This is a genomic window from Martinezella rhizogenes (genome assembly GCF_000799715.1).
GTDB classification, from domain to species: Bacteria; Pseudomonadota; Alphaproteobacteria; order Rhizobiales; family Rhizobiaceae; genus Rhizobium; species Rhizobium rhizogenes_C.
On sequence record NZ_JUHG01000002.1, the window covers coordinates 203,175 to 224,867 of the forward strand.

Genomic DNA, 21,693 nt, shown 5'->3' on the forward strand with positions numbered 1-21,693 from the left:
TAGCTGCTTGTCGAGAGCCGGTTGGCAACATACTCTCAATACTTCCAATGCACCGATGCATCGACGGAAATCTGGATATGATTGTGCCCGACGGTGAACGGCTCGAAACAATCTGTCCGAAGTATTAGGCCCAGGCTGCGGCCTGCAGTTGGGATAAGAAATAAAGCCAATGCCACGTCTTCATGTTCTAGACGACGTCTTTCGCGGAAAGCACGTTGGAATTCCACATCTCGATGATAATCTGCGGTGGCTGCAGGGCTTCTGCCGAACATTGGCTGGGCCGGACTGGGATATCAGTGTTCTCGGCGCGCGAGAAGATCAGAGTTGTGATGCCGCTCGCTTGATACAAGCTCTTGGCTATCCATCGACTATGGAAGGCTGGGCGGCCGCGCGATGCGCTCCTTGCGAGGCAGGCTACGCAGCTGGGTTGGATTCCTTTATCGCAGCAGACTTCGTGCTGGGTTTCGGCTTACCACCGCTGCTGATAAACATGCTGCTGGACAGGAAAATCCCCTTCCTCGACATCGAAATCGATACGCTTCGTTTTGGACCGGATTTATTCCTCGCAGTCTCCACGAACGATGAGGCTCTGGCTGCGGATTTCAGCCAATCAGTGATTGCGGAAAAGGCGCTCGCCCCCGCGCTGGCTGCTCTGCTGGCACGAGAACGGCGCATCGCGCCGACCCCTGGCTTCTTTCATGGCGCTCGCGTGGGCGTTTTCGTGGGACAGGTTCCCCACGATGCCGCAGTCATCGCCGATGGAAGGATTGTGGCACCAATACAATTCATTGACAGGATCAAGGAGATCGCAGCCGAGCTGGACCTGCTCCTGATACGGCCGCATCCACACTGGAATTCCATAGAACACCTGTTGCCGATCCTCGATGCGGTTCCGCATGCGATCCTGACGCAGCGCCGAAGCTATGCGCTGCTGGCAGATCCATCCGTGGAGGATATCATCGCATTGTCCTCTGGTTTTCTTGCGGAGGCTCGGCTTGCTGGAAAAAGCACTCATCAGCTTATGGTGCCTGATCGCGATCGCCCCTTGATAGGAGAGTTACGGCTCCGGCAGGCGCGCGTCTCCTGGAAAACCTTGTTGAACGTGCTCATGCGGCGTCTGCAAACGCCAGAGCAGACCGTTGGCTCGCGTCCTGATCTCGCTGTCATGCCATTGCATGATTCGCTTCAGGTGAGCTGGGGCCTTGCCTCGGCGTCGGTACCCGAGGCTCCTGAGCTTCAACCGGCATATGAGCTGCATGCCGGGGCGCCGTCTTTCGCAGGTGCATTGACGCACGGCTGGCACCCGCAGGAGAGTTGGGGGGTCTGGGCCGCGGAACGGGAGGCGATGTTGCTGTTGCGGTTGCCTGCTGGGAGTGTCGGTGGAACGCTGCGCCTTGTCTTTTCGGCGGCGGCACAAACTCCAAGCGGCGTTCAGGTGGTTGAGGTCACCGCCGGCAATACAGCGGCACCGGTTACGACACGCATGACCGCTGCGACCGGCTGGCAAGGATGCATCGATTTTCCGGTTTCCGGTGATATGCTGGCGGCTGAGTATATTCAGTTGCGCATTCGATCGTCAAATTTTCTATCGCCAGCGGATGCTGGAAATCCGGATGACAAACGAAAACTGGGGGTGGGTATGAAATCGGTCATGCTGTTGCCGGATGCGCCGGGACGATCAGCTTCCGCAACTGAACGTGACGGGCGAGCCCTAGGATCGGCTTATTACACTTCGTTGCACGAGACAAATATCGGGTACCAGCAGAACAACTGGCTGGTGGAGGAGGCCGATCTGCTCTCGCATATTCCGGGCGAGACCTTGCAGGAAGTGGGCTGCGGGAACGGTCGCTATCTTGAGCTTGCCGCACAGACGCGGCGTCGGATTATCGGATGTGACTGGGCGCTGTCCCCCGGCGTCCGCGAACTGCAGAAACGAATGGGCAATATCGAATTCATCGCCTGTGACATTACCAAGCAGGTGCCGCAACTCGATGCGGATATTCTGGTATCCGCCGATGTGCTCGAACATATCGCTACCCAGGACGTCGGGCACACGCTCTCACGCCTGACGCAGGCTGCGCACTGGCAATTCCACAAGATTGCCTGCTATGACGATGCGCATAGCCATTTGACTATTCGCGATCCGGCTTGGTGGCTGGCGCAATTTTGCGCGGTTTCGCCGGCCTATCGGCTAGTCCGTTCGGAATTCCGCCTGGGTGATCCAGGGCGGCTGATCTGTATTATCAGTAATTTTCCCTTCGTGGAGCGCGGAATCACGGTCGACCCTCTTCTTCCCAGTGATACGGACACCTCGCTCGACCAGACGAATGAACGTATCGGACAACTCGAGGCCGAAGTCTTGCGTCTGCAGGCGATAGAACAGTCGACGACCTGGCGCATGACGGCTTCCCTTCGACGGCTCGCCGACCGTATTTTGGGGCGGTAGAAAGAGACCGTGTACCGTCTCGCGGTTTATAGCGCCTTGTTACCCGCAATTGGACGGCTAACGGCTTCCGCACGGTCTGGGGACGCGCTTGCCGCCCGCAAGGCAGGGAATTTCAGAGCCGCATCCAATGATCTTAAAGAAAATGTCTTCACGCGCCTGGCGATTACAGAGTACACGGAGCCGGAGATTGCAACAATCACCGGCCATACGCCTCGCGAAGTCCGCATCGATTCTCGATGCGAGCTACCTAAACTGAGACGTTGCCCTAGCCGAAAGCGCAATTCGAGAACAAAATCTCCCAAATGAGCGTCCACCCGACTTGTAATGTTCTGGATTTAACGAGGGAAAACGTTAGCAAAAACAATTGGCTGGGGAACCTGGACTCGAACCAAGATTAACGGAGTCAGAGTCCGTCGTTCTACCATTGAACTATTCCCCAACGACCGCTAGGCGATAAACCCTTCGCGGCGAAGGTTGCGCCTCTATAATAGAATTCGTCGCGGATGCAAATAGTTTAACGCAGGCAAATGCTTTTTTTTGGCAAGGCTCGACGAAAGCCCTGGATCAGGGCCTCCCGCGGGGCCTCGGTACCCGATCATTTACCAGCGCAACAGGCGCCGGCCCGCGACATATCCGACCGCTGTCACGATGGCGATGGCGAGTGGATACCAGAGCAGGACGAAGAGCGGACTGTCGTCCGTGCAGTTGGACGCATAGAAGGTGGCGGCGATGCCGCTGGCCGCGAGCCCGGCGACCGCGCCAGCGACGCCCGGCCTTTCCGGCGCGCCCTGGCGCAACGCGAAGAGGAAGCAGGCGAGCGGGCCGATCGACAGCAGTGGAATGATCGTCAGGCAGAAGCGCGCATTATGCCCCATCATGCGCGGACCCCAGCTATCGGCCGGCATGACCATCATTTCAATAAGCGCGGCGACTGCCAGCAGCAGCGGCGCGGCGAGAAGCGCCCAGCCCCAGGGGCGCAGCGAAACGCCAGGACGACCGATGCGGAAAACGACCGCACTTGCGGTGAGGGCAAGCGCGATCGTCACCACGAATTTGAACAGGAAGCGAACCGTTTCCATCGCAATGCCGATATCGGCTCGAAAACCGATCGCCGCGAAGAACATCGCGCCGCTGATCAGGATGCCCCCGATGGCCGCAAGCGTCAGCGTCGGCCCGATCCGCGTGCGGACCGGCGCGTCCTGCGCCAGAAGATGGATAAGGTCATCGGTTTTCACTGCTGTCACTCCGATACAAGGCGGCAAGCGCCTTCAATGCGCGATGCAGCGCGACGCGCACCGCACCTTCAGTCATTCTCAGCCGGTCAGCGGTTTCGCGCACGCTGGTTCCCTCGACGGAAATCGAGCGCACGATGGTCCGCTGCGGGTCCCGCAATTGTGCCAGCATACGGTCGACATCAAGCCGATCCAAGCTATCCGTCTGCTCCTCGGCCTCCAGGATATCGATGACATCGTCGATCGGCACGCTCACATGCCGCCCGCGCCGCCGCAGGCTGTCGATCATCTTGTTGCGGACGATCGTCGATATCCACGGGCCGATGGGACGCGACGCATCCCATGTTCCGCGCTTCAGGTGAATGGCGAGCAACACGTCCTGGACCACGTCCTCGGCCTCGCTCGCCGCCGCGCCAAACTGATCGCAGCGCCGGCGCGCCATGGCGCGCAGATGCGGCGTGACGGTGGACAGGAAGCGGTGATAGGCCTGCGCATCGCCAGCGACGGCGGCTCGCATCCAGGCTGCCCACTCCTCTTCGCGCGCCGAATATTTCATCCGACATCCTCTACTACGCGCGGCCGCACTATTTTGTTACCGGCGATGGTCATGCTTTTTTCAAGATCCTCCCCGGATCGGATTTCAACCGAAGCACCTGCACTGAGGATTGGACATTATTCAACGATTTGCCAGAGCCCCGCGTGAAAAGAACGCGACTGCGCGATCAAGCACACCTTATCCTCCCTGAGTGGGGATGCCGTTCTTCCGAAGCCGCACCGCTCTTCTCGTCCCTGATATACATGGATTGAATTGAATATTAGACTGTCCGATCTGGGGCTCGGGCGGCATCCAAGAAAAATTTCGCAGCATCTGTAATATTCGCCGTGGCGGCTCCGTAGACGTCAGTGCAAGCCAATCACGGCTCGCACCGATCACGGAGACAGACCTATGAAAAACAGCATCCTCACCCTGGCTATTGCCGGTTCGCTGGCCTCAGTGCTCGCATCGGTCGCCGCTGCCCCCGCTTCCGCCACCGACACCATGTCGAAGGAAAAATGCTACGGCGTTGCCTTGAAGGGCCAGAATGATTGCGCCGCCGGCAAGCATGACTGCGCCGGCAAGTCGGCCATGAGCTACGACAAGATGTCCTTCAAGCTCGTCCCGGCCGGCACCTGCACCACCATGAAGACGCCAAAAGGTCACGGCTCGCTGACCCCGGCCTGATCGTCGACTTATCATCCGAACCACACGATATCCGGAGTTTGTCATGAACAAAGTTCCCGCTCTCGCCTTCGCAGCCTCGGTCGCCACGGCGCTGACGCTGATCGCCAGCGTTCCCGCCGCCTCTGCTGCCGATGCCAAGGAGAAATGCTACGGCGTAGCTCTCAAGGGCCAGAACGATTGCGCCGCCGGCCCGGGCACCACCTGCGCCGGCACGTCGAAGGTCGACTACCAGCAAAATTCCTGGAAGCTGGTTCCGGCCGGCACCTGTGAAACGATGAAGACGCCGAACGGCCATGGCATGCTGGCTCAAGGCCCGGCACCCGTCTGAGCCGACCGGCATATGCAAGGACGGGCGGCGCAATCTCGATCGCGCCGCCGTCTCCCGAAACCGAAGAGGTCCGTCATGAAACCCTCAGAGCTTCCCCGCCGCGCCGGCGTCGGCTTCAAGCCGGAGCATTTTTCCGCCATCGATGCCGCCGCGCAGCCGATCGGCTTTTTCGAGGTGCATGCCGAAAACTATATGGGTGCCGGCGGGCCGCCGCATGCGCAACTCGGCAAGCTGCGCCAGGATTACGCGCTGTCGATCCATGGCGTCGGCCTGTCGATCGGCTCGATGCAGCCGCTCGACGCGGAGCACCTTGCCCGGCTCAAGATCGTCTGCGACCGCTACGAGCCGGAGAGCTTTTCCGAACATCTCGCTTGGTCAACGCACGACACCACCTTTCTCAACGACCTGCTGCCCCTGCCCTACACGGAAACGACGCTTGCCCAGGTCTGCGCCCATATCGATCAGGTGCAAACGGTGCTTGGCCGGCAGATGCTGCTCGAGAACCCGGCGACCTATCTGCTGTTTGAGGAAAGCACGATCGAGGAGACCGATTTCCTTGCCGAGACCGTCCGGCGCACCGGCTGCGGCCTGCTGCTCGACGTCAACAACGTCTTCGTCGCCTCGACCAATCACCGCATGGACCCGCGCGATTATCTCGCCCACTTTCCCGTGCAATGGGTGCGCGAAATCCATCTGAGCGGCCATTCCGAAACCGCCGACGACGCCGGCGCGCCGCTGTTGATCGACAGCCACGACACGCCGGTCAAGGACCCGGTCTGGGCGCTCTATGAAGAGCTGATCGCCCGCACCGGACCGATCGCCAGCCTGGTCGAATGGGACAATGACGTCCCGGAATGGCCTATTCTTAGAGCCGAAGCGGAAGCCGCCGATGCTATCTTGCGGCGGGCCGCCAAACGCCGGGCGGCGTGAGGAACGACCATGTCCGTCACCACCCAGGCCGAATTCGCCGCCGCACTCCTCGATACGGATCGTGCCATTCCCGAAGGGCTGACGGCCTGGAATGGCCTCCCGCCGGAACGGCGCTTCGGCGTCTACCGCAACAATGTCGCCATCGGACTGATCAGCGCCCTCGCCTCGCGCTTTCCGGCGACGGAGAAGATCGTCGGCCAGGATTTCTTCGCCGCCACGGCGCATGAATTCGTCGGGCTTCATCCACCGCGATCGCCGCTGCTGCTGGCCTATGGCGATGATTTCGCCGATTTTGTCAAAACCTTCGAGCCGGCGCGCGAGATCGCCTATCTGCCCGACGTCATCCGCCTGGAGGCGGCGCGCGGCAAAGCCTATCATGCCGCCGACGCAGCGCCGCTCGAAGCCGCCTTGCTGGCGGCGATCGAGCCGGAACGGCTGGGGAGCCTGACCTTCGAGCTGCATCCGTCCGCCTCGATCCTGCGCTCGCCTTTTCCGGTGGTCACCATCTGGGCGATGAACGCCGGCGAGACGGAGCTTCGCCCGATCGACGACTGGGGCGGCGAGGATGCCCTCGTTGTGCAGCCGAACATGACGGTCGAAATCCACCGATTGCCGTCAGGTGGCGCGACTTTTCTCGAAGCACTTGCCGCCGGCGCCGATCTTGCCACCGCCGTAGAGACAGCTGTTGCCGCGGCGCCGGACTTCGATCTTTCAGCCAATCTCGCCGGGGCGCTTGCCGCCGGCGCATTCACAACCATCCACTAGACGCCGTTCAGGAGAGCCGCCATGCCAGACCAGATGATGACGGCCGCCACGGCCGAACGCGAAACCGTGCCGCAACGGTTTTATGGCATTCTGAGATTGCTCGACCGCATTCCGCACGACCTGATCGCGCTGATTGCCCGCCTGTCGATCGCCGCCGTCTTCTGGCAATCGGGCCAGACCAAGGTCGACGGCTGGCATGTCACCGACAACGCTGTCTATCTTTTCCAGACAGAATACAAAGTGCCGCTCGTCGATCCCTGGATCGCCGCCCATATCGCCGCCTTCAGCGAGCATTTCTTTCCAGTTCTGCTGGTGATTGGCTTTGCCAGCCGGCTGTCGGCGCTGGCGCTGCTCGGCATGACGCTGGTGATCGAGATCTTCGTTTATCCCGATGCTTGGCCAACGCACGGCACCTGGGCCACCTGCTTCCTGGTGATCATCGCCGGCGGACCGGGCCGCATCGCCATCGACCATTTCATCGCCCGGCGCTTTCGCCCCGGATGTAACAAAGGATGATCGTGTAACTGGCCGCAGCAGGCGCGGCGATGATGGAGGCAGGACAACCGTTGGCATTGCCGGACAACACACTCCAGGCAATGCCAGTGATCGGTAAAGGTCTACCTGAGAACCGGCTCTCCGTGGAACCGGCGCTGCGACGGCTTCGAGACGCCAAAGCCCACTTCCATCATCAGGCGCGGCTTGGTTGTCGGCACGGTGCCCATGTGGAAACCGAAAGGATCTTCGCCAAAGCCGAAACCGGCCTTGCCGGTCAGCGTAACGGTGCTGTCCTTGCCGTAATAGCCGAGAACCTCATCCGCCGGGTGGCCAACCATAAGCGTCAACTGATGCTTCATGGCGCGCCGCCTGTGGCTGCCCTTGACGAAGACGTGCGGCCCGGTGCCTTCATCCACATCAACCAGATTGAAGAAGAATTTCAGCATTCTCCAATCGTCGAGGTCGAAATGAAACTTGTCGAGCGAGGCCATGCTTCGATCCGACTCGGAAGCCTGCGTCGGAAAGCTCCACCAGACGCGGGTGGTAATCACCTTGGCCTGCCCGCCGAGATAATGTTTGGCGACATCGGTGAGCAACGGATCGCGTTGCACCGCAAGAACCGCGTCGCAATCAAGCGAACGCTCGAAGAAATGCCCGCTGAGAAGGGACCGTCCGAATTGTGCTTCCGCTTGCGCATGCTCGGGCGCGACGAATTCAAGCTTCCGGTTGAAATTGCCGAAGCAACCCGTGGTGCGGGCGAACTCGGCGATTTCCTGATGAATATTATCTGGCAGGGTGAGGCCGGAGAAAAGCCCGTCCGTTCGCAACGCGTTGACGACCGCATCGCATTCGACCCCGGTGAACATGGACGTACCGGAAGCGGGGCGCGCCACCGGCCGCCTGGTCGCCGCCCAGTGCATGCGCCGGAACGGCAACGTCCGGGCCAGCAGGAACATGGGCAGCCAAGCCGGATTTTCCCTCAAATCCGTCAGGTAGGTTGGTATCCGGACAGCCATTCGCTTGAAACGGCCGCCCCGCCGGGCGATTGACTCCAGGTCATTTGCCGGAGGATTGTGCATAGGTATCCTTTCCGCACATGTGCGAACCCATGACAACAGGCCCAACACCCCTGTTGAATAGTCCGTTGAAGCATACTCAATTCATTCCGTGCAGCAAGACGCATGTTGCACTGCGGCAAATAGAAGACAACGGACCACGGTCAAGGGGTTGAAACGACACAATCGTGATTCATTTCGCAAATTCGACAGCGCTGACACGCTCCGATTTTACAAATATTTTCAACGGCTCACGGATCAGTTGTTAAACGATATCCGACAGACCAATCACCAAGCAGCCGGAGGCCACGGACATATCGTGCCGTGAACGCAGCTGCGGCATAATTTATTTGCCATTGCTTAGAACAAGGTCGTTACGATCATTTGCAGCGAACGGATAACCGATGGAGATTGAGGTGAAGGGGAATGGCTTTGTCGACATCCGTGTCAACAGCCCGCCTACAGTCACAATCCTGTTCCGATCATTGGTTAGATGAACGAAAAACTGTGAACGAGGGCCGCACATGACAGAGACAAAGACCGTTGATCCGACCGAAGGCATCGTCGACTTCGACGCCGGCGAGGGCGAAGCGGCAACCGTGGTGGAGATGGACGACTATACCAAGAGCCTTGCCCAGGCGAAGGCCAAGTCGGTCAAGCTCGTCGATGCCATCACCGGCCAAACGCTCAAGAAGAAGGATGCCGTGCACATCGATGACCTCCGCCCCTCATTGGCGGATTTCATGCGGTTGAAACACCCAGCACTTCGCGCCGACGACTATATCAGCCGCAAGGCGATGGACGATTATCGCGCTCAGTATATCGCCGAACTGTTGACGGACGAACGCGGTGAGCTTTCAAACCTCGAGGACGAAGTCGTCGAGAGCCTGAAGACGCACGACACGCTTGCCGAGAACATTGAAGAGGATTACGAGGATCACCGCTCCATCGGCGACCGCATGGCCGACATCGTCGCCTCCTTCGGCGGCAGCTGGACCTTCATCATTTCCTTCTGTCTGTTCCTGGCCGTATGGATGGGCATCAATGTCCTCCTGGGCGAAAACAAGGCCTTCGATGTCTATCCGTTCATTCTGCTGAACCTCATCCTCTCGACGATCGCCGCCCTGCAGGCGCCGATCATCATGATGAGCCAACGCCGGCAGGAAGCAAAAGACCGGCTGCGCGCGCTCAACGACTACAAGGTCAACCTGAAAGCCGAACTGGAAATCCGCCACCTGCACGAAAAAGTCGACCATCTCCTCAATCGCCAATGGGAACGCCTCACCGAAATCCAGCAGATCCAGATCGAGATGATGCTGGAACAGGCTAAGGCCGCCACGCGGGCAATGAAGGTCAGCAAGGCATCGAAAGTGAAGACGAGCGCGCTGAAGAGCCTGTTTGGGAGCAAGGCCAAGACGGCGGAAGCCGACGATTCGGAGGAGTAGGAGAGAGGCCGGTAGCTTCTAACGAGACTGAAGAAGCTCGACTTATTGACATCCGCGATCATTGTGACACCGTTCAACACGTCATCCTGAACAACGTGTCGAGGCAAGATGAGCGAGCATTCACAGGCCGTTATCACCACCGCCCAAGAGCGACCACTTGAAGAGTGGAACGATCCATCCCGTGGCAGAATATCCTGGCACACGCTTTTCAGCAGCGACCGGACCCCGACCGACAGCATGACGGCGGGTGTCGCCGAGATCGTGCCGGGGAGCGGCGGACTTCAGCTCCACCGGCACGAACAGTCCGAGATCTACTTCATACTGGAGGGAACCGGCATCCTGACGGTCGACGGGCGCGAAACGGAAGTCACCGCCGGCACAGCCGCCTTCATTCCCGGCAACGCGGAACACGGCATCCGCAACGCTTCCGACGCAAATGTGAAACTATTCTACGTGTTTCCCACCGGTTCCTTCGAAGACGTGGTCTATCGGTTCGGGGAAGATTGATAGGCGCGGGATGGCGTAGGTCTAGTCTGTTGTCGCGGGATTTCCCAGCGCCCTGAGGATTCTGTCTGCTGCAGCGCAAATTCGATGACCAAGACTGAGCCGCAAAATTCCATGTAAACTAGAGACTTGCCGTCATCACTTTCGCCATGAAAGTCAACATATCGCCGTCACGGAAGAGGTAAGGAGTAACACCGCCACGCCGGGCGGCCTCCATGTCGGTCTCTTGGTCCCCAATCAATTTCGATCGCGACAGATCGATATTCAGGTCATGTGCCGCACGCAGAATCATGCCTGGATTCGGCTTCCGATCGGGATGTTTTTCGTATTTGTAGACATCCACGCTTGCCTGCTCGTGGAACGGGCAGTGATACCACGCGCTGATATCCGCTCCCTGCTGCGACAGTTCGGAAGCCATCCAGCCATGCAGCCGCAACACATCGGCTTCCGTCATCATACCTCTCGCCACTCCGGATTGATTGGAAACGACAACGACCTGATAGCCCGCGGCGGTCGCCATTTTGATCGCCTCGGCAATTCCGGGAACAAAGTTGATGTCGCTCGGCTTGTTCGGATAGCCTGTATCCAGATTGATGACGCCGTCCCGGTCCAGGAACAACGCAGGCGACGGTTTTGAAGCGTAGGATTTCGGCGTGACGGTACCGAACACACGGTCGCATTCTACAATTGCCAACGTGAGATGATAGAGGCTGCTGGCGGGCACATCAGTGGACAAAGCACCGCCATGCCGGTCCACTCGATCAATCCAAAGTCCCTTGACGGGCGTCGACAGGAACGTTTCGCGAAGCGCCCTGAGGCTGCATGCGGCACGGTCGGCCCATATACCGCTTTCGGATGGATTTGCTTCCGCCTCGGCGGCGCAGGCCTTTATGTACTCGCAACTCCCCCAGGAACGCCTGCTTACGGTTCGCTCGCGGCTTAAAACCGACACACGCTCGATGGAGAGATTGGCATCATCGATGCCTTCGTCCAACGCACGCAACAGCAACGATTGAACCTGGCCGGTAACATCGTCACCACTAGCCCTGGCCAAGCGCCGGGACAGCCATACCCATTCAAAATGATGCCCGGGTTCATACCAGGCCTGTTCCAGATCGGCGACCCTCCAAAGGCTGTCGTGCAACTCCGGAATTGCAGCGTGATCGTGCAGGAAAATATGACCGCAAAAGAGATCATACATGCTCCGCGCGCGCGCCAAATACTGCTGCGCGCCCGTTGCTTCGTACAAGGCGAGGTAAGCCTCGATGAGGTGCATGTTCGGGTTTTGGCGCAGATATTCGTCGGGGCGCGGAGCACCGTCGGTGATACCACCCAATTCCGCCGCCATATGGCGGTCCAGGACGGCGACAATTTCATCCGCCAGCTCGAGGTAGAGCTCGTCCGGCTTTATGCGATAAAGCCAAGCCAAAGCGAAGAGCACAAAAGCCAGACTATAACAGTCGCATCGTGCGTCGCGGACGCTTCCATCGGGATTGATCGAAAAGATCCATTTGAGGTCCGTTTCCGGCTTGTGGAAGTGGCGTAAAACCTGAGTGAAGGTTGTCTCGAGCAGCGCGCGCCCGTCCATCACCCCGATTAAGGTTGCTTGCGCAACTACATATATCTGCCGACACTGCACCATCAGTCGACGGGGCAGGGTCTCTATCGGTTCGCCCGTAAGAGTAAGTCGCTCGTGGAAGAGACCGAGTTTTGCGTCGTATCCAACAGACGTCCACAGAGGAAGCGCGGTTCCGCTCAGCCAATTCTTCGCAAGAGCGCGCTCTTCACAAATTCCTTTGACGCTCATCATCAGCCTTACGCGCATTGATTTCGTTGATGGTCTTCGTTGTCGAGTAGCCCTGGTGGAAGTCCAGTGCAACGACCTGACCGCCAGCTTCGGTGACAACATCGTAGCCGACAATTGTCGAAGGCTCGTAATCGCCGCCCTTGACAAGAACATCCGGTATGACCGAGCGGATCAGGTCGATCGGTGTCGGCGCATCGAATTCAATAATGTAGTCAACGCTCGACAGTCCCTCCAGGACTTCGGCCCGATGCGAAAACGAGTTGATTGGGCGCCCGGCACCTTTGAGTTGGCGGATTGACGCGTCGGAGTTCAGACCCAGAACCAGAATGTCGCCCAGTTGCCGGGCAGCCCGCAACAGTCTGACGTGACCCGGATGTAAAATGTCGAAGCAGCCGTTCGTGAAGACAATCCTGCGGCCGTGATGACGATTGTAGCGTAACGCCGCGGCAAGCTCTGTCTCGTCGACGATCTTTCCTTCGGTCAAACTTTCGCTGAGCTGTTCAATCTCGATCTCTTTGCGGCTGACGACGTATGTGCCTGGGTGCGATACGGCAATTCCCGCCGCGACATTCGCCTTCAAGGCAGCCACGGCAACGTCATGACCAAGGGCAAGGTCGACGGCAAGAGCAGCAAGAACGGTGTCGCCCGCACCGGACACATCGAAAACATCCCGGGCATAAGTCGGAATGAAACGGGCCGCTCCTCCAGCACTGATCACCACCATGCCAAGGGCACCGCGCGTGACGACAAGATGCTGCAAGCCGAGATCGGCAACCGCTTTGCGTGCGAGTTCGACGAGCTCCTCATCGGAAGAATAGGGGCCAAACAGGCTGATAAATTCGCTGTTGTTGGGCTTCAGCAGGTGGGTGCCGCTATAGAATTCCGGCGTCGTCCTCTTCGGATCTATCAGCGTCGGAATCTTGAGCTCATTGGCTGCCGCCACAAACTCGGGCAGGCGATCCAGCGAGCCCTTCGCATAATCCGAGAAAACGATGAGATCGTAGTCGGGCGCCTGCTGGCGAAAAGCCGCGAGCAGCCGTTCCTGCATGTCATGGCGCAATTGTACGTCACGATCGACGCGTGCGATCTGCTGGGACCCAACGACAAGGCGTGTTTTCTCGGTTGTCTGACCCTTGGGATCAGAAATAAAGGATGTCGAAACGCCCAGCGAATGCAGCAGCCGTGTGAGCTCGATCGACGCATCGTCTTCACCGACGACAGCCAATATCGTGGCATCGCCTTCCATCGCAACGATATTGGCGGCGACGTTTGCCGCGCCGCCGGGCCGATTGTCATCACGCACCGCTGCCAGTACCGGAACCGGCGCCTCCGGCGAAATCCGGGAAACGTTGCCGATGACATATCGGTCGAGCATGATATCGCCAACCACAAGGATCCGCGGTTGATGGGCTATGGTATGGGTCGACATCTCAGATATAAGGGTCCGATTTTGCGAGATAATTTACAACGTAGTCGGCAACGCCGCTTTCCAGTGAATGGAATTGCCCGTCGTAGCCGGCGGCTCTAATCTTATCCATGCTTGCCTGAGTGAAGTATTGATACTTGTCTCTTATTTTTTCAGGCATGGGGACGAACTCTATCTGCACCTGTTTCTGTGCAGCAGCGCCGGTTGCTTGCATCAGATCCTGGAATGATCTGGCTGCACCCGATCCGACGTTGAAAATTCCGCTCTCGGTTGCCTTGTTGAGGAACCAGAGCATCACGCTGCAGCAATCTTTCACGTAGATGAAGTCGCGCAGTTGCTCGCCGTCGCGATAGTCTGGACGGTGCGATTTGAACAGCGAGATTTTTTCCTCGTTTGAGATACGTGCGAAGTTTTTCGCGACGATGCTCATCATATCGTCCTTATGGTACTCGTTCGGACCATAGACGTTGAAGAATTTGAACCCTGCCCAACGCGGCGGTGCCTTGCCCTGTGCAGCCTGCGTCAGGGCCCAAGTGTCGAAGCTATGTTTCGACCAGCCATAAAGGTTCAACGGCTGCAACGCATCGATGGGATTGGTATCATCAAACCCCAGAGCGCCATCGCCATAGGTTGCGGCTGACGATGCGTAAAACAGCGGCACCCTTTCCCGCGTGCACCACCGCCAAGCGTCCATCGAAGGCTTTAGATTTTTTCTGACGATCTCATCGCCGTCGGTGGCGGTGGTCGCCGAAATCGCTCCGAGATGGAAAACGGCCTCGACCTTTCCTGCCGCATTCTGCAGAAAATCACCGAAATCCTCCGGGAAAATGAAATCCTCGAAACTGTGCTTTGCCAGATTTTTCCATCTTTGGTCAGAGCCAAGCCAGTCGACAAGAACGATGTCTTTTCGACCAGCCGCATTCAGGCTGGCAACCAAATTTGATCCGATAAACCCCGCGGCCCCAGTAACGATAATCATGTGCATCCTTCAAGATAACTGAGTAGGCGTTCGCTATGTCCACGATCATCTTTAAGATCACATGATTTGCGACTGGATATCGATAGACGCTAACATAAGCAGTGATTTTTGTGTGATGCAACCATCCCTATTCATACCGGAAAGGCTGCATTATGCGTCACACACCATACCCCCCAACTGACATGGCCACCAAATGCGGCATTTCATCGGTAACTCCGATAATGTCATCAGGAGGCACCGGTGCCGAAATAAGCGTTTAACACGTCAGAGGGCGTACCATCCATGCGGATCTTGCCATGCTCAAGCCAAATGATTCGATTGCAGTTTTTTTCCAAAAGCTCCTTGGCGTGGCTCGCTATCACCAGGATCTGCGTTTTTTCTACAAGCTCATTCAAGCGTTGATTGGCTTTTACCTTGAAACCCTCGTCGCCTGTCGCCAGCCATTCGTCCATGATCAGGATTTCGGGCTGCAGGATCGTGGAAATTGAGAACGCCAATCGCAGCTGCATGCCACTCGAGTAAGTACGAACGGGCATCTCAAGGAAGCCGCCCAACTCGCTGAACTCCTCAATTTCCTCAAGCCTGCTCTTCATTTCGTCCTTCCGAAAGCCCAACAGTGCGCCTCGAAGGAAAATATTCTGGCGACCGGTCGCCTCGGGATCGATTCCCAGCGAGATATTGATGAGCGACGTGCATTTACCCTGGATATCGATCTTGCCGGATGTCGGCATGTAGACGCCCGTCAGCACACGAAGAAGGGTCGTCTTCCCGGAACCATTGTGGCCTATGAGGCCAATACGATCATGCCGCTTCAATTCGAGATTAATCGTATCCAATCCGCGAACAACCACCGCACCGTGGCCTTCCGAATTGATCGAACCACCGGTGGCTATGTTCATAACGCGATTTTTAAGCGAGCGGCCACGCGCGTTATAAATGGGAAAGTCGACGGTGACATTCTGCAAGGAAATCGATGTCATGCTTGCCAGTACTCTCTGAAATCTCGGTTGCTTTGGTTCACAGCCAGTAGGCAATGCGAGCGCGGTATTTTCTCAACAGCAGAAGTGCGAAAGACCAGCCGACAACGGCGGTTCCTGCTGTCACGGCCCAATTTGCGGCGGTCACGTCCTGCCCAAGAAGCGGATTCCTGACAACTGAGATCAAGTGGAAGAAAGGATTGTAGTTGAGCATCACGTGCGAAGCGCTCTGCGGCAAATGACTGGGCATCCACATGATCGGCGTGACATAAAGCATGACCTGCATGATATTCTGCACGATCTGGATTAGGTCGCGATACCGCGTGCACAGTATCGAAAGCATCAATGCGATCCAGGTCATGTTCAGCGTGACAAGGGCAAATCCTGGAATGGCGAGCAGTGCCGAAGGTCCAATCGACTTCCAGAATATCAGAAGAACGATCGGGAATATAACCAGGTTATGCGCGAGTATGACGGTATTTCTATACCAAACCCGCAGTATGTAGGTAAAGAACGGTATATCCAGCTGCAATATAATGTCGCTATTGGATATAAATCCGGTGCATCCCTCGCTGACGATCTGCGTGTAATAACCCCAGAATATCAGGCCTACGCATATGAACGGGAGAAATTCCTTCATGGGGGAATTGAAGATCGTGCCAAAAACGAGGCCGAGAGCTCCAATCAGTACGCCCATATTAATGGTGAGCCAAAACGCCCCGATCCGCGATCGCCTGTAGCGCTGGGCGACGTCTTGCCACCCGAGCAGTGCCGCTAAGCGAAAATTCGACAAGGCCTCCGCGATATCCCACACTGCGCCATGGTAACGCACTTCATTTTTGGCGATTTTGAAATTCTTCACCGGCAATCCATTTTCAGGTTCGTCTTTTGGCCCAACAATAGAGACATGCAGCCCTTTTTAAGGCGAACCCCTAGCAAAGCAGGGAAACTGAGGATAGCCCCCGCGAGCAAATATGCCCAAAAACGGTCATCGCTCGTTCGACTGCCAAAAAGAGCCTAAGCTGGAAATCTGCACCCTTTCCGCAGCGCTTGAGCCGCTCGCATCACGAGCTGCCTCCCCAAACGCAATCTGGTTGAAACCGGTCCGGCAAGCAATCAACTGTCGTAGTGATGGCTGACACCGCGTTCCACGCGAGTACCCGGAATCTTTGGAAAATCCAGACCATTCGTGAACAATACTCGTCCAACCTGCTCCGGCTGCAGAAGCGCCGTACATTCACGGGTCATACAGCCATTGATTTCGTTGGTGCTGAACTGGACGCACGGCGAACAGACCTCGTCGCGCGTGATCAGTACATTGTCACGGCCGAACGGAGCATAGCGTCGCCAGGGGCTCGACCCGAAGATCGAACAGATCGGCTTGTACAAGGAGCACAGGTGCGCCGTACCGCCGTCCGAAGCCACCACGAGATCAACGGGTGCCAGCTCGTCGAAGAACGCACGAAAATCACTTCCGCCCTGAAGCACGCGGTGCGGCGCATTTCCTAAAAGTTGCGAAAGCAGGTTGAGATCGTCGCGCTCGCCAGGCCCCCCAAGTAAGGTCAAGAAAATGCCGCGACGCGCGAGTTGTTGCGCCAAGTCGAACCAATAGGCATTCGGCCATCGATTGGTCGGAAAGCCGGCTGCAATGCACAGTCCGACATGCCTGGGTTGCTCCGGCCAGAAGATGGGAAGATCGCTGAAAAGCCGCGTGCGGGAATAGTCGCCGATAACGGCCGTCACCGCACGCTTTTGAATAGCAGTTTCATGAGTCAAATGTCCGCCAGATGCAATCGCGTGGTCAATTGCCGATTGCCGGGCGATTTCCCGCATGACATCGTCATCCCGCAGACAGAACAGGAAATCGAAGCCGCGCAGATCCTGCGCACACTCTTCCGGCGAAACTCCCTCGACAGTCTTCCGGGACAGATGCTGGAAGCTAACCGGGCGAATATCATCAATCTCGGGAAACAGGTATTTCGCTAACCCCAGTGACCCTGGCGCGACGAAAAGCGCGGGGTCCGGATGTCGCGAACAGATCGCCCGGATGGCAGGGACTGACAAAACCAGATCGCCGAGATGATCAGGCTTAAGGATCGCAACGCGGCCCATTTCTATCTCCCCGAAGGCGCATCGATCCGCTTTAACAGATCGTACTCGTTGATCATTGAGCGAATGATCTGGTTCGCGATCCAGAGGTCTACGATCTTTATCAGGATAATCAGGCCTATGATTGGAAAGAGCAGAATGTTGCGCAGCCGCAGGCGTCCAACGGTCGTGGCAAGCGACAGTCTCTTGCGTTGTTGAACAATATATAGATAGGCCAGCGAATGAGGATCCGCCGCATATCCCTCTGGAATCCGGTGAATGCGAGTCCGCAAGATCAGGCCACGCAACAATGCTTTTGCCCCCATACTTTCAGTTCAACCCATATCTAATAAGGCCTATGTGATCAGGCAGCCACGTTTTTGTCGTGGACATCGACCACTTCAGCCAAAAGCTGCTCGGTGCTCTGCCGCCACGATATCCAGCTTTGTGGTTCACGCTGCCTGCGCACCTTCAGATCCACTTTTGCGCAGAAATCTTCCAAGGCATCGGTCAGGTTTGCGGGTGACGACAAATCGAAGAACGTCGCCTTGCTGTCCGCGATCTCGCGGAAGACCGGGATATCACTGCACAGGACGGGTAGCCCACGCTGAAATGCTTCGACAACCGGCAGACCAAATCCTTCGATCTCCGATGCAATCACCAGCGATGATGCGTTCCTGTAGCCGTAATCCAGCTCGGAATCGGACGTGTCACGGAAAATGAAAAGTTGCTTCCCCAATTGAGGATGCATGGCAACCCTCTCAAGAAAGTCCTCGGTCTTCCAGCCGTGGCGTCCCACGATAATCAAGGCACCCGTACCGCCCCGCGCCCAGAAGCGATCGAAAGCATCGAGCACATAGCTATGCATCTTGCGCGGTTCGATGGAGCCGACCATGAGAAAGCTATGGCGCTCTTCATCAAAGATATCTTTGATGGATTGGCGCACAGGCTTTGCTGGGTCAATGAAATCAAGCTCCGAGCCCAGATGGAAATAGCCGATGCGAGCCTTCGACAGCAATGTACGGCCACGACTTTCTTTCCGGATATAGCTGCTCAAGCTGTCCGCAACCGACTTCGAAATACACACAAACGCATCCGTGACCCGGAAATGTCCTGCAAGCCAATCGCCAAAGGCGAGGGTTAATTCGGGCACACATGTATGCACGTGCGTGATCGGGATGAGGTCATAGATCACCCCAACAACCGTGCCACCACGCTGTTTGAAACGCTGCGTAGCGGGCCAGATTGGTGAAGCCCAGGACGAGTCAAGCAATAACAGGATGCTGCCGTCGTATCTGGCAAACCCATCGAGGCTATCCGGTCGGCGCGCCGAAGCAGGTTGGGGCTTATGGCGGCCCTGTAGAAAGTGCGCCAATGCAACTATGTGCCGCGCGAGCCCTGGCTGTGTCGGTGGCGCGTACAAAAACCGCCTGACGGACTCGGAGGGAATCGCGACGGTGGCGGTTCGAATGAATATCCGCCACACGGGACCCAAGAATGCGCGAGTATGCCCTTTCCAGCTGCGTGGCAGAGGAGGTGCGGGAGCAGTTGCGGCAGAATCCTCGCGCACTTCGTGCATCTTGTCCGCCAGAACTCGCTCCGCTTCAACGCAGCGGAATTCATTCCCTTCAAGGATGACCGGCACGATGTCGTAGTCATGTTGCGCGGCGATCGAAGGTGCATTTCTCAGAACATTGCGAACGACGCGCTGGATGCCTGTATTCAGATCGCTGTGATAGGTATGAGTACATTCCACAAAGATCGTCGGCCTTTCTGGTGCCGGCTCCAGTGCCGGTGCCGGCGCTGGTGTCACAGCAGCTATCGGCTCCGGCTTGTCCGTCTTGCGTGTGAGCCAGCGCCGGACAGATCGCACCGGTGCGGTAATGCGCCAAGAGGTGCTGGCATAGACTGCCTCAAGTATGCCTTCTCGCTGGCCGAGGCGGGATAAGACCGTCTCGCCAAATGCCGTCTCCCGGCTCAGCCGCACTTCCAGATCCCGCGTTCGCGTCATGTGAAAATCAAGCTGTTCGGATAGGTCCGCAATTTTTTCTTGATCCTCTTGATGCTGCGCGGCTCGCTCGGCGACATGGCGTTGCAGCCTGTCACCATAAACCGCAATCCGAGCAGCTTGTTCGCGCTCTGCGGGGGAGAGCTGTCGCTGCTTGGCCAAGGCCTTCTTAAAGGAGCTGCTTTCGGGGTCGATCTCCCGTTCAACCTGGGACAGCATCAGTTTCGCAGTATGGCTGTCGCTGGATTCAAACTCGTCAAACACATTGGGAGGCGTCTTGAAACAAGGGGCGAGTTCTGGATGCTCCTTGGCCAGGTAGAACCTGTTCAGCCCATCGAAATAGACAAAGTCGTAGTTACCATCCAATATAAGTCCGTCCCAGGCATTGAAGTCCGGCTCCTGCGACATCGGCAACGTGGCTTCAACTACGATGACCCAGGGACGATTAACCGAGAAATCAAGCCCTTCGATGACGGCCCTGGCCCCGCCCTCTACGTCTATCTTGAGGAAATGTACTTCCTGCGGCGCGTGAGACTTGAAAATATCGGCGAGTGTTCGCAACTCGACCCGCACTTCCGAGACCTGATGTCCGACTTGTTGGTGTGTCGCTGCAATATCCTCTTCCGTCGTAGAAAGACCCGTGTTGGCTATCTCGTACATTTTTATGGTGCTATTTGTATTTCCGGCTGCGATCTGGAGATTGACATCCCTGGGCCTTGCCTGCTCCAGTCGGCGAAATAACGTGCCGATCGGCTCGATGTTCACCCCATGCCATCCGCGATCGTAGAACGCCTTCGTGACCGAATGTTCCTGCGGATCATAAGCGCCCACATCGACGTAGAAGCCATTGTCGAGCGCCCCAAAGCAGCGCCAAAGGATCACGTCTTCAAAGTTCTGTGCGTAGGAAACAAAAGCCATTGATCGAATGCTAACCTAGAAAAACCCATAGGCTGCCTATGGTATATCAATACTCATGACAGTTGCTCCCTGTATGTTCACGACAGTTGCTCACTGTCAACTCTGGAAAAATAACCGGCGCGGATAGCCACTATCCTCCCTTTTCGTTGGAGTCTTCAGGCCAGGATAGGCCGACGAAGCCACAAGAGTTCGGTATCTGACCTGCGCTGTTCAGCGCGGGTCACACTGCCCAGCCGACGAATGACCGAGATTGGCGGCGGCAGAAAGATCGATCGATCTCCCATGCATCATGGCCGGCGTCCTCCCGTTCTGCGAGGCGAAGAACAGTTCGGCGGCGATGCTGGCTGGGCTGCTGACGTCGATTTCGTCAACAATTAGGGGGCAAAGCAGCAGGCACGAATGCATACTGATTCTGAATTGTCGGTATCAAGGTGCCGGTTTCTGGGGCAACAAAGTCAGAACGCTGCATGATATTTTCCTATCAACTGAGTCCGAGCTTTATAGCTGCCGAATCAACATTCAGACAATTATCGGACACCACAGCTAAATGTTGATTTCGCATGTGTCGCGCAGAATCGGCTCCGGAGCGCCATTCAAATTTTCGATCAAGTTTAGCGTCTTTCCCTGGTGGCGCGACTTCTTTTGCCGCCGGAGACTCCGGCCCCTCTGGAAACAAGTCGGCCTGTTGGTTGCCGCAGCCCTGAATATCTCGATGGTTTCCAAGCCACGAGGCGATGTCAGATCGGGAAGCTGGTAGGACGGATTAACACAGCCGTCCCGACATGTTAAATCTGCCTACATGGTTGCAACTGCGGGGTAGTCCACGATCTGAGTTGAATTCCAGTAAGCAGATGCGTCGGGCAGCGCCTTCAGCGTGGCCCTGTGATCGATTGTGATCGCAGCCAGCCAAAACCCGCGACACCTATCGCAAGCATAAACATCGTAAATATATGATAATACACATGTTTATGGCGGAGAGGGTGGGATTTGAACCCACGATGCCCTTGCAGGCATGCCGCATTTCGAGTGCGGTGCATTCGACCACTCTGCCACCTCTCCGGTTATGCT

19 protein-coding genes and 2 tRNA genes are annotated in these 21,693 nt (G+C 57.1%); 8 read left to right on the forward strand and 13 right to left on the reverse strand.

Annotated features, from left to right (window positions below; genetic code table 11):
* The first annotated feature begins 169 nt into the window (after window positions 1–169).
* Window positions 170–2,446: a class I SAM-dependent methyltransferase gene (locus EX00_RS30695; RefSeq protein WP_080761188.1), complete on the forward strand. Its 2,277-nt coding sequence runs from the start codon at window positions 170–172 to the stop codon at window positions 2,444–2,446.
* A gap of 365 nt (window positions 2,447–2,811) precedes the next feature.
* On the opposite strand, the gene EX00_RS02155 is transcribed toward EX00_RS30695, so the two are convergent.
* The 3 genes from EX00_RS02155 to EX00_RS02165 all read right to left on the reverse strand — a co-directional run bounded on the left by EX00_RS02155 (window position 2,812) and on the right by EX00_RS02165 (window position 4,234).
* Window positions 2,812–2,885, reverse strand: a tRNA-Gln gene (locus EX00_RS02155).
* Window positions 2,886–3,045: 160 nt separating this feature from the next.
* Window positions 3,046–3,681 carry an NrsF family protein gene (locus EX00_RS02160; protein WP_047453660.1) on the reverse strand — a complete coding sequence of 212 codons (636 nt, stop codon included), beginning with the start codon at window positions 3,679–3,681 and terminating at the stop codon, window positions 3,046–3,048.
* Entirely contained in the window at window positions 3,668–4,234 is a 567-nt protein-coding gene (locus EX00_RS02165) for a sigma-70 family RNA polymerase sigma factor (protein ID WP_047453662.1), read from the reverse strand. Before EX00_RS02165 ends, EX00_RS02160 begins: the two co-directional genes overlap by 14 nt.
* Before the next feature lie 390 nt (window positions 4,235–4,624).
* Between EX00_RS02165 and EX00_RS02170 the strand changes: the two genes are divergently transcribed.
* From EX00_RS02170 to EX00_RS02190, 5 genes are all read left to right on the forward strand, one after another.
* Complete coding sequence (locus EX00_RS02170; protein WP_047453664.1) at window positions 4,625–4,900, forward strand: BufA1 family periplasmic bufferin-type metallophore; 276 nt, start codon at window positions 4,625–4,627, stop codon at window positions 4,898–4,900.
* Between the two features lie 43 nt (window positions 4,901–4,943).
* Window positions 4,944–5,228: a BufA1 family periplasmic bufferin-type metallophore gene (locus tag EX00_RS02175; RefSeq protein ID WP_047453666.1), complete on the forward strand. Its 285-nt coding sequence runs from the start codon at window positions 4,944–4,946 to the stop codon at window positions 5,226–5,228.
* 75 nt (window positions 5,229–5,303) lie between these two features.
* Window positions 5,304–6,158, forward strand: a complete 855-nt coding sequence (gene bufB, locus EX00_RS02180; protein ID WP_047453669.1) for an MNIO family bufferin maturase — start codon at window positions 5,304–5,306, stop codon at window positions 6,156–6,158.
* 9 nt (window positions 6,159–6,167) lie between these two features.
* The gene (locus tag EX00_RS02185) at window positions 6,168–6,923 is read left to right on the forward strand and encodes an HvfC/BufC N-terminal domain-containing protein (RefSeq protein WP_047453671.1); all 756 of its coding nucleotides are present in this window, start codon (window positions 6,168–6,170) and stop codon (window positions 6,921–6,923) included.
* A gap of 21 nt (window positions 6,924–6,944) precedes the next feature.
* Window positions 6,945–7,439 carry a DoxX family protein gene (locus tag EX00_RS02190; protein ID WP_047453673.1) on the forward strand — a complete coding sequence of 165 codons (495 nt, stop codon included), beginning with the start codon at window positions 6,945–6,947 and terminating at the stop codon, window positions 7,437–7,439.
* Between the two features lie 101 nt (window positions 7,440–7,540).
* On the opposite strand, the gene EX00_RS02195 is transcribed toward EX00_RS02190, so the two are convergent.
* Window positions 7,541–8,497 carry a phytanoyl-CoA dioxygenase family protein gene (locus EX00_RS02195; protein ID WP_047453675.1) on the reverse strand — a complete coding sequence of 319 codons (957 nt, stop codon included), beginning with the start codon at window positions 8,495–8,497 and terminating at the stop codon, window positions 7,541–7,543.
* Between the two features lie 500 nt (window positions 8,498–8,997).
* On the opposite strand from EX00_RS02195, the gene EX00_RS02200 reads away from it, so the two are divergent.
* Window positions 8,998–9,918 carry a DUF1003 domain-containing protein gene (locus tag EX00_RS02200; protein ID WP_047453676.1) on the forward strand — a complete coding sequence of 307 codons (921 nt, stop codon included), beginning with the start codon at window positions 8,998–9,000 and terminating at the stop codon, window positions 9,916–9,918.
* Window positions 9,919–10,026: 108 nt separating this feature from the next.
* A complete protein-coding gene (locus EX00_RS02205) occupies window positions 10,027–10,425 on the forward strand; it encodes a cupin domain-containing protein (protein ID WP_047453678.1) in 399 nt (132 codons plus the stop codon).
* A 118-nt stretch (window positions 10,426–10,543) separates the two neighbouring features.
* Here EX00_RS02205 and EX00_RS30910 read toward each other — a convergent pair whose 3' ends face one another.
* The 9 genes from EX00_RS30910 to EX00_RS02255 form a co-directional block, all read right to left on the reverse strand.
* On the reverse strand, window positions 10,544–12,232 hold the full coding sequence (locus EX00_RS30910) for an HAD-IIIA family hydrolase (protein WP_162184539.1): 1,689 nt from the start codon (window positions 12,230–12,232) through the stop codon (window positions 10,544–10,546).
* A complete protein-coding gene (gene rfaE2, locus EX00_RS02220) occupies window positions 12,207–13,658 on the reverse strand; it encodes a D-glycero-beta-D-manno-heptose 1-phosphate adenylyltransferase (RefSeq protein ID WP_047453680.1) in 1,452 nt (483 codons plus the stop codon). Before rfaE2 ends, EX00_RS30910 begins: the two co-directional genes overlap by 26 nt.
* Before the next feature lies 1 nt (window position 13,659).
* The gene (rfaD, locus tag EX00_RS02225; protein WP_047453682.1) at window positions 13,660–14,634 is read right to left on the reverse strand and encodes an ADP-glyceromanno-heptose 6-epimerase; all 975 of its coding nucleotides are present in this window, start codon (window positions 14,632–14,634) and stop codon (window positions 13,660–13,662) included.
* Window positions 14,635–14,861: 227 nt separating this feature from the next.
* Window positions 14,862–15,614: an ABC transporter ATP-binding protein gene (locus tag EX00_RS02230; RefSeq protein ID WP_047453683.1), complete on the reverse strand. Its 753-nt coding sequence runs from the start codon at window positions 15,612–15,614 to the stop codon at window positions 14,862–14,864.
* Window positions 15,615–15,651: 37 nt separating this feature from the next.
* A complete protein-coding gene (locus EX00_RS02235; protein WP_234708951.1) occupies window positions 15,652–16,473 on the reverse strand; it encodes an ABC transporter permease in 822 nt (273 codons plus the stop codon).
* Window positions 16,474–16,727: 254 nt separating this feature from the next.
* Window positions 16,728–17,723, reverse strand: coding sequence for a glycosyltransferase family 9 protein (locus EX00_RS02240; RefSeq protein ID WP_047453685.1), 996 nt, complete (start codon window positions 17,721–17,723; stop codon window positions 16,728–16,730).
* Between the two features lie 2 nt (window positions 17,724–17,725).
* Window positions 17,726–18,025, reverse strand: coding sequence for a hypothetical protein (locus EX00_RS02245; RefSeq protein ID WP_047453687.1), 300 nt, complete (start codon window positions 18,023–18,025; stop codon window positions 17,726–17,728).
* 38 nt (window positions 18,026–18,063) lie between these two features.
* The gene (locus tag EX00_RS30700; protein WP_052210633.1) at window positions 18,064–20,625 is read right to left on the reverse strand and encodes an FkbM family methyltransferase; all 2,562 of its coding nucleotides are present in this window, start codon (window positions 20,623–20,625) and stop codon (window positions 18,064–18,066) included.
* A 969-nt stretch (window positions 20,626–21,594) separates the two neighbouring features.
* Window positions 21,595–21,684, reverse strand: a tRNA-Ser gene (locus EX00_RS02255).
* Window positions 21,685–21,693: the final 9 nt, after the last annotated feature.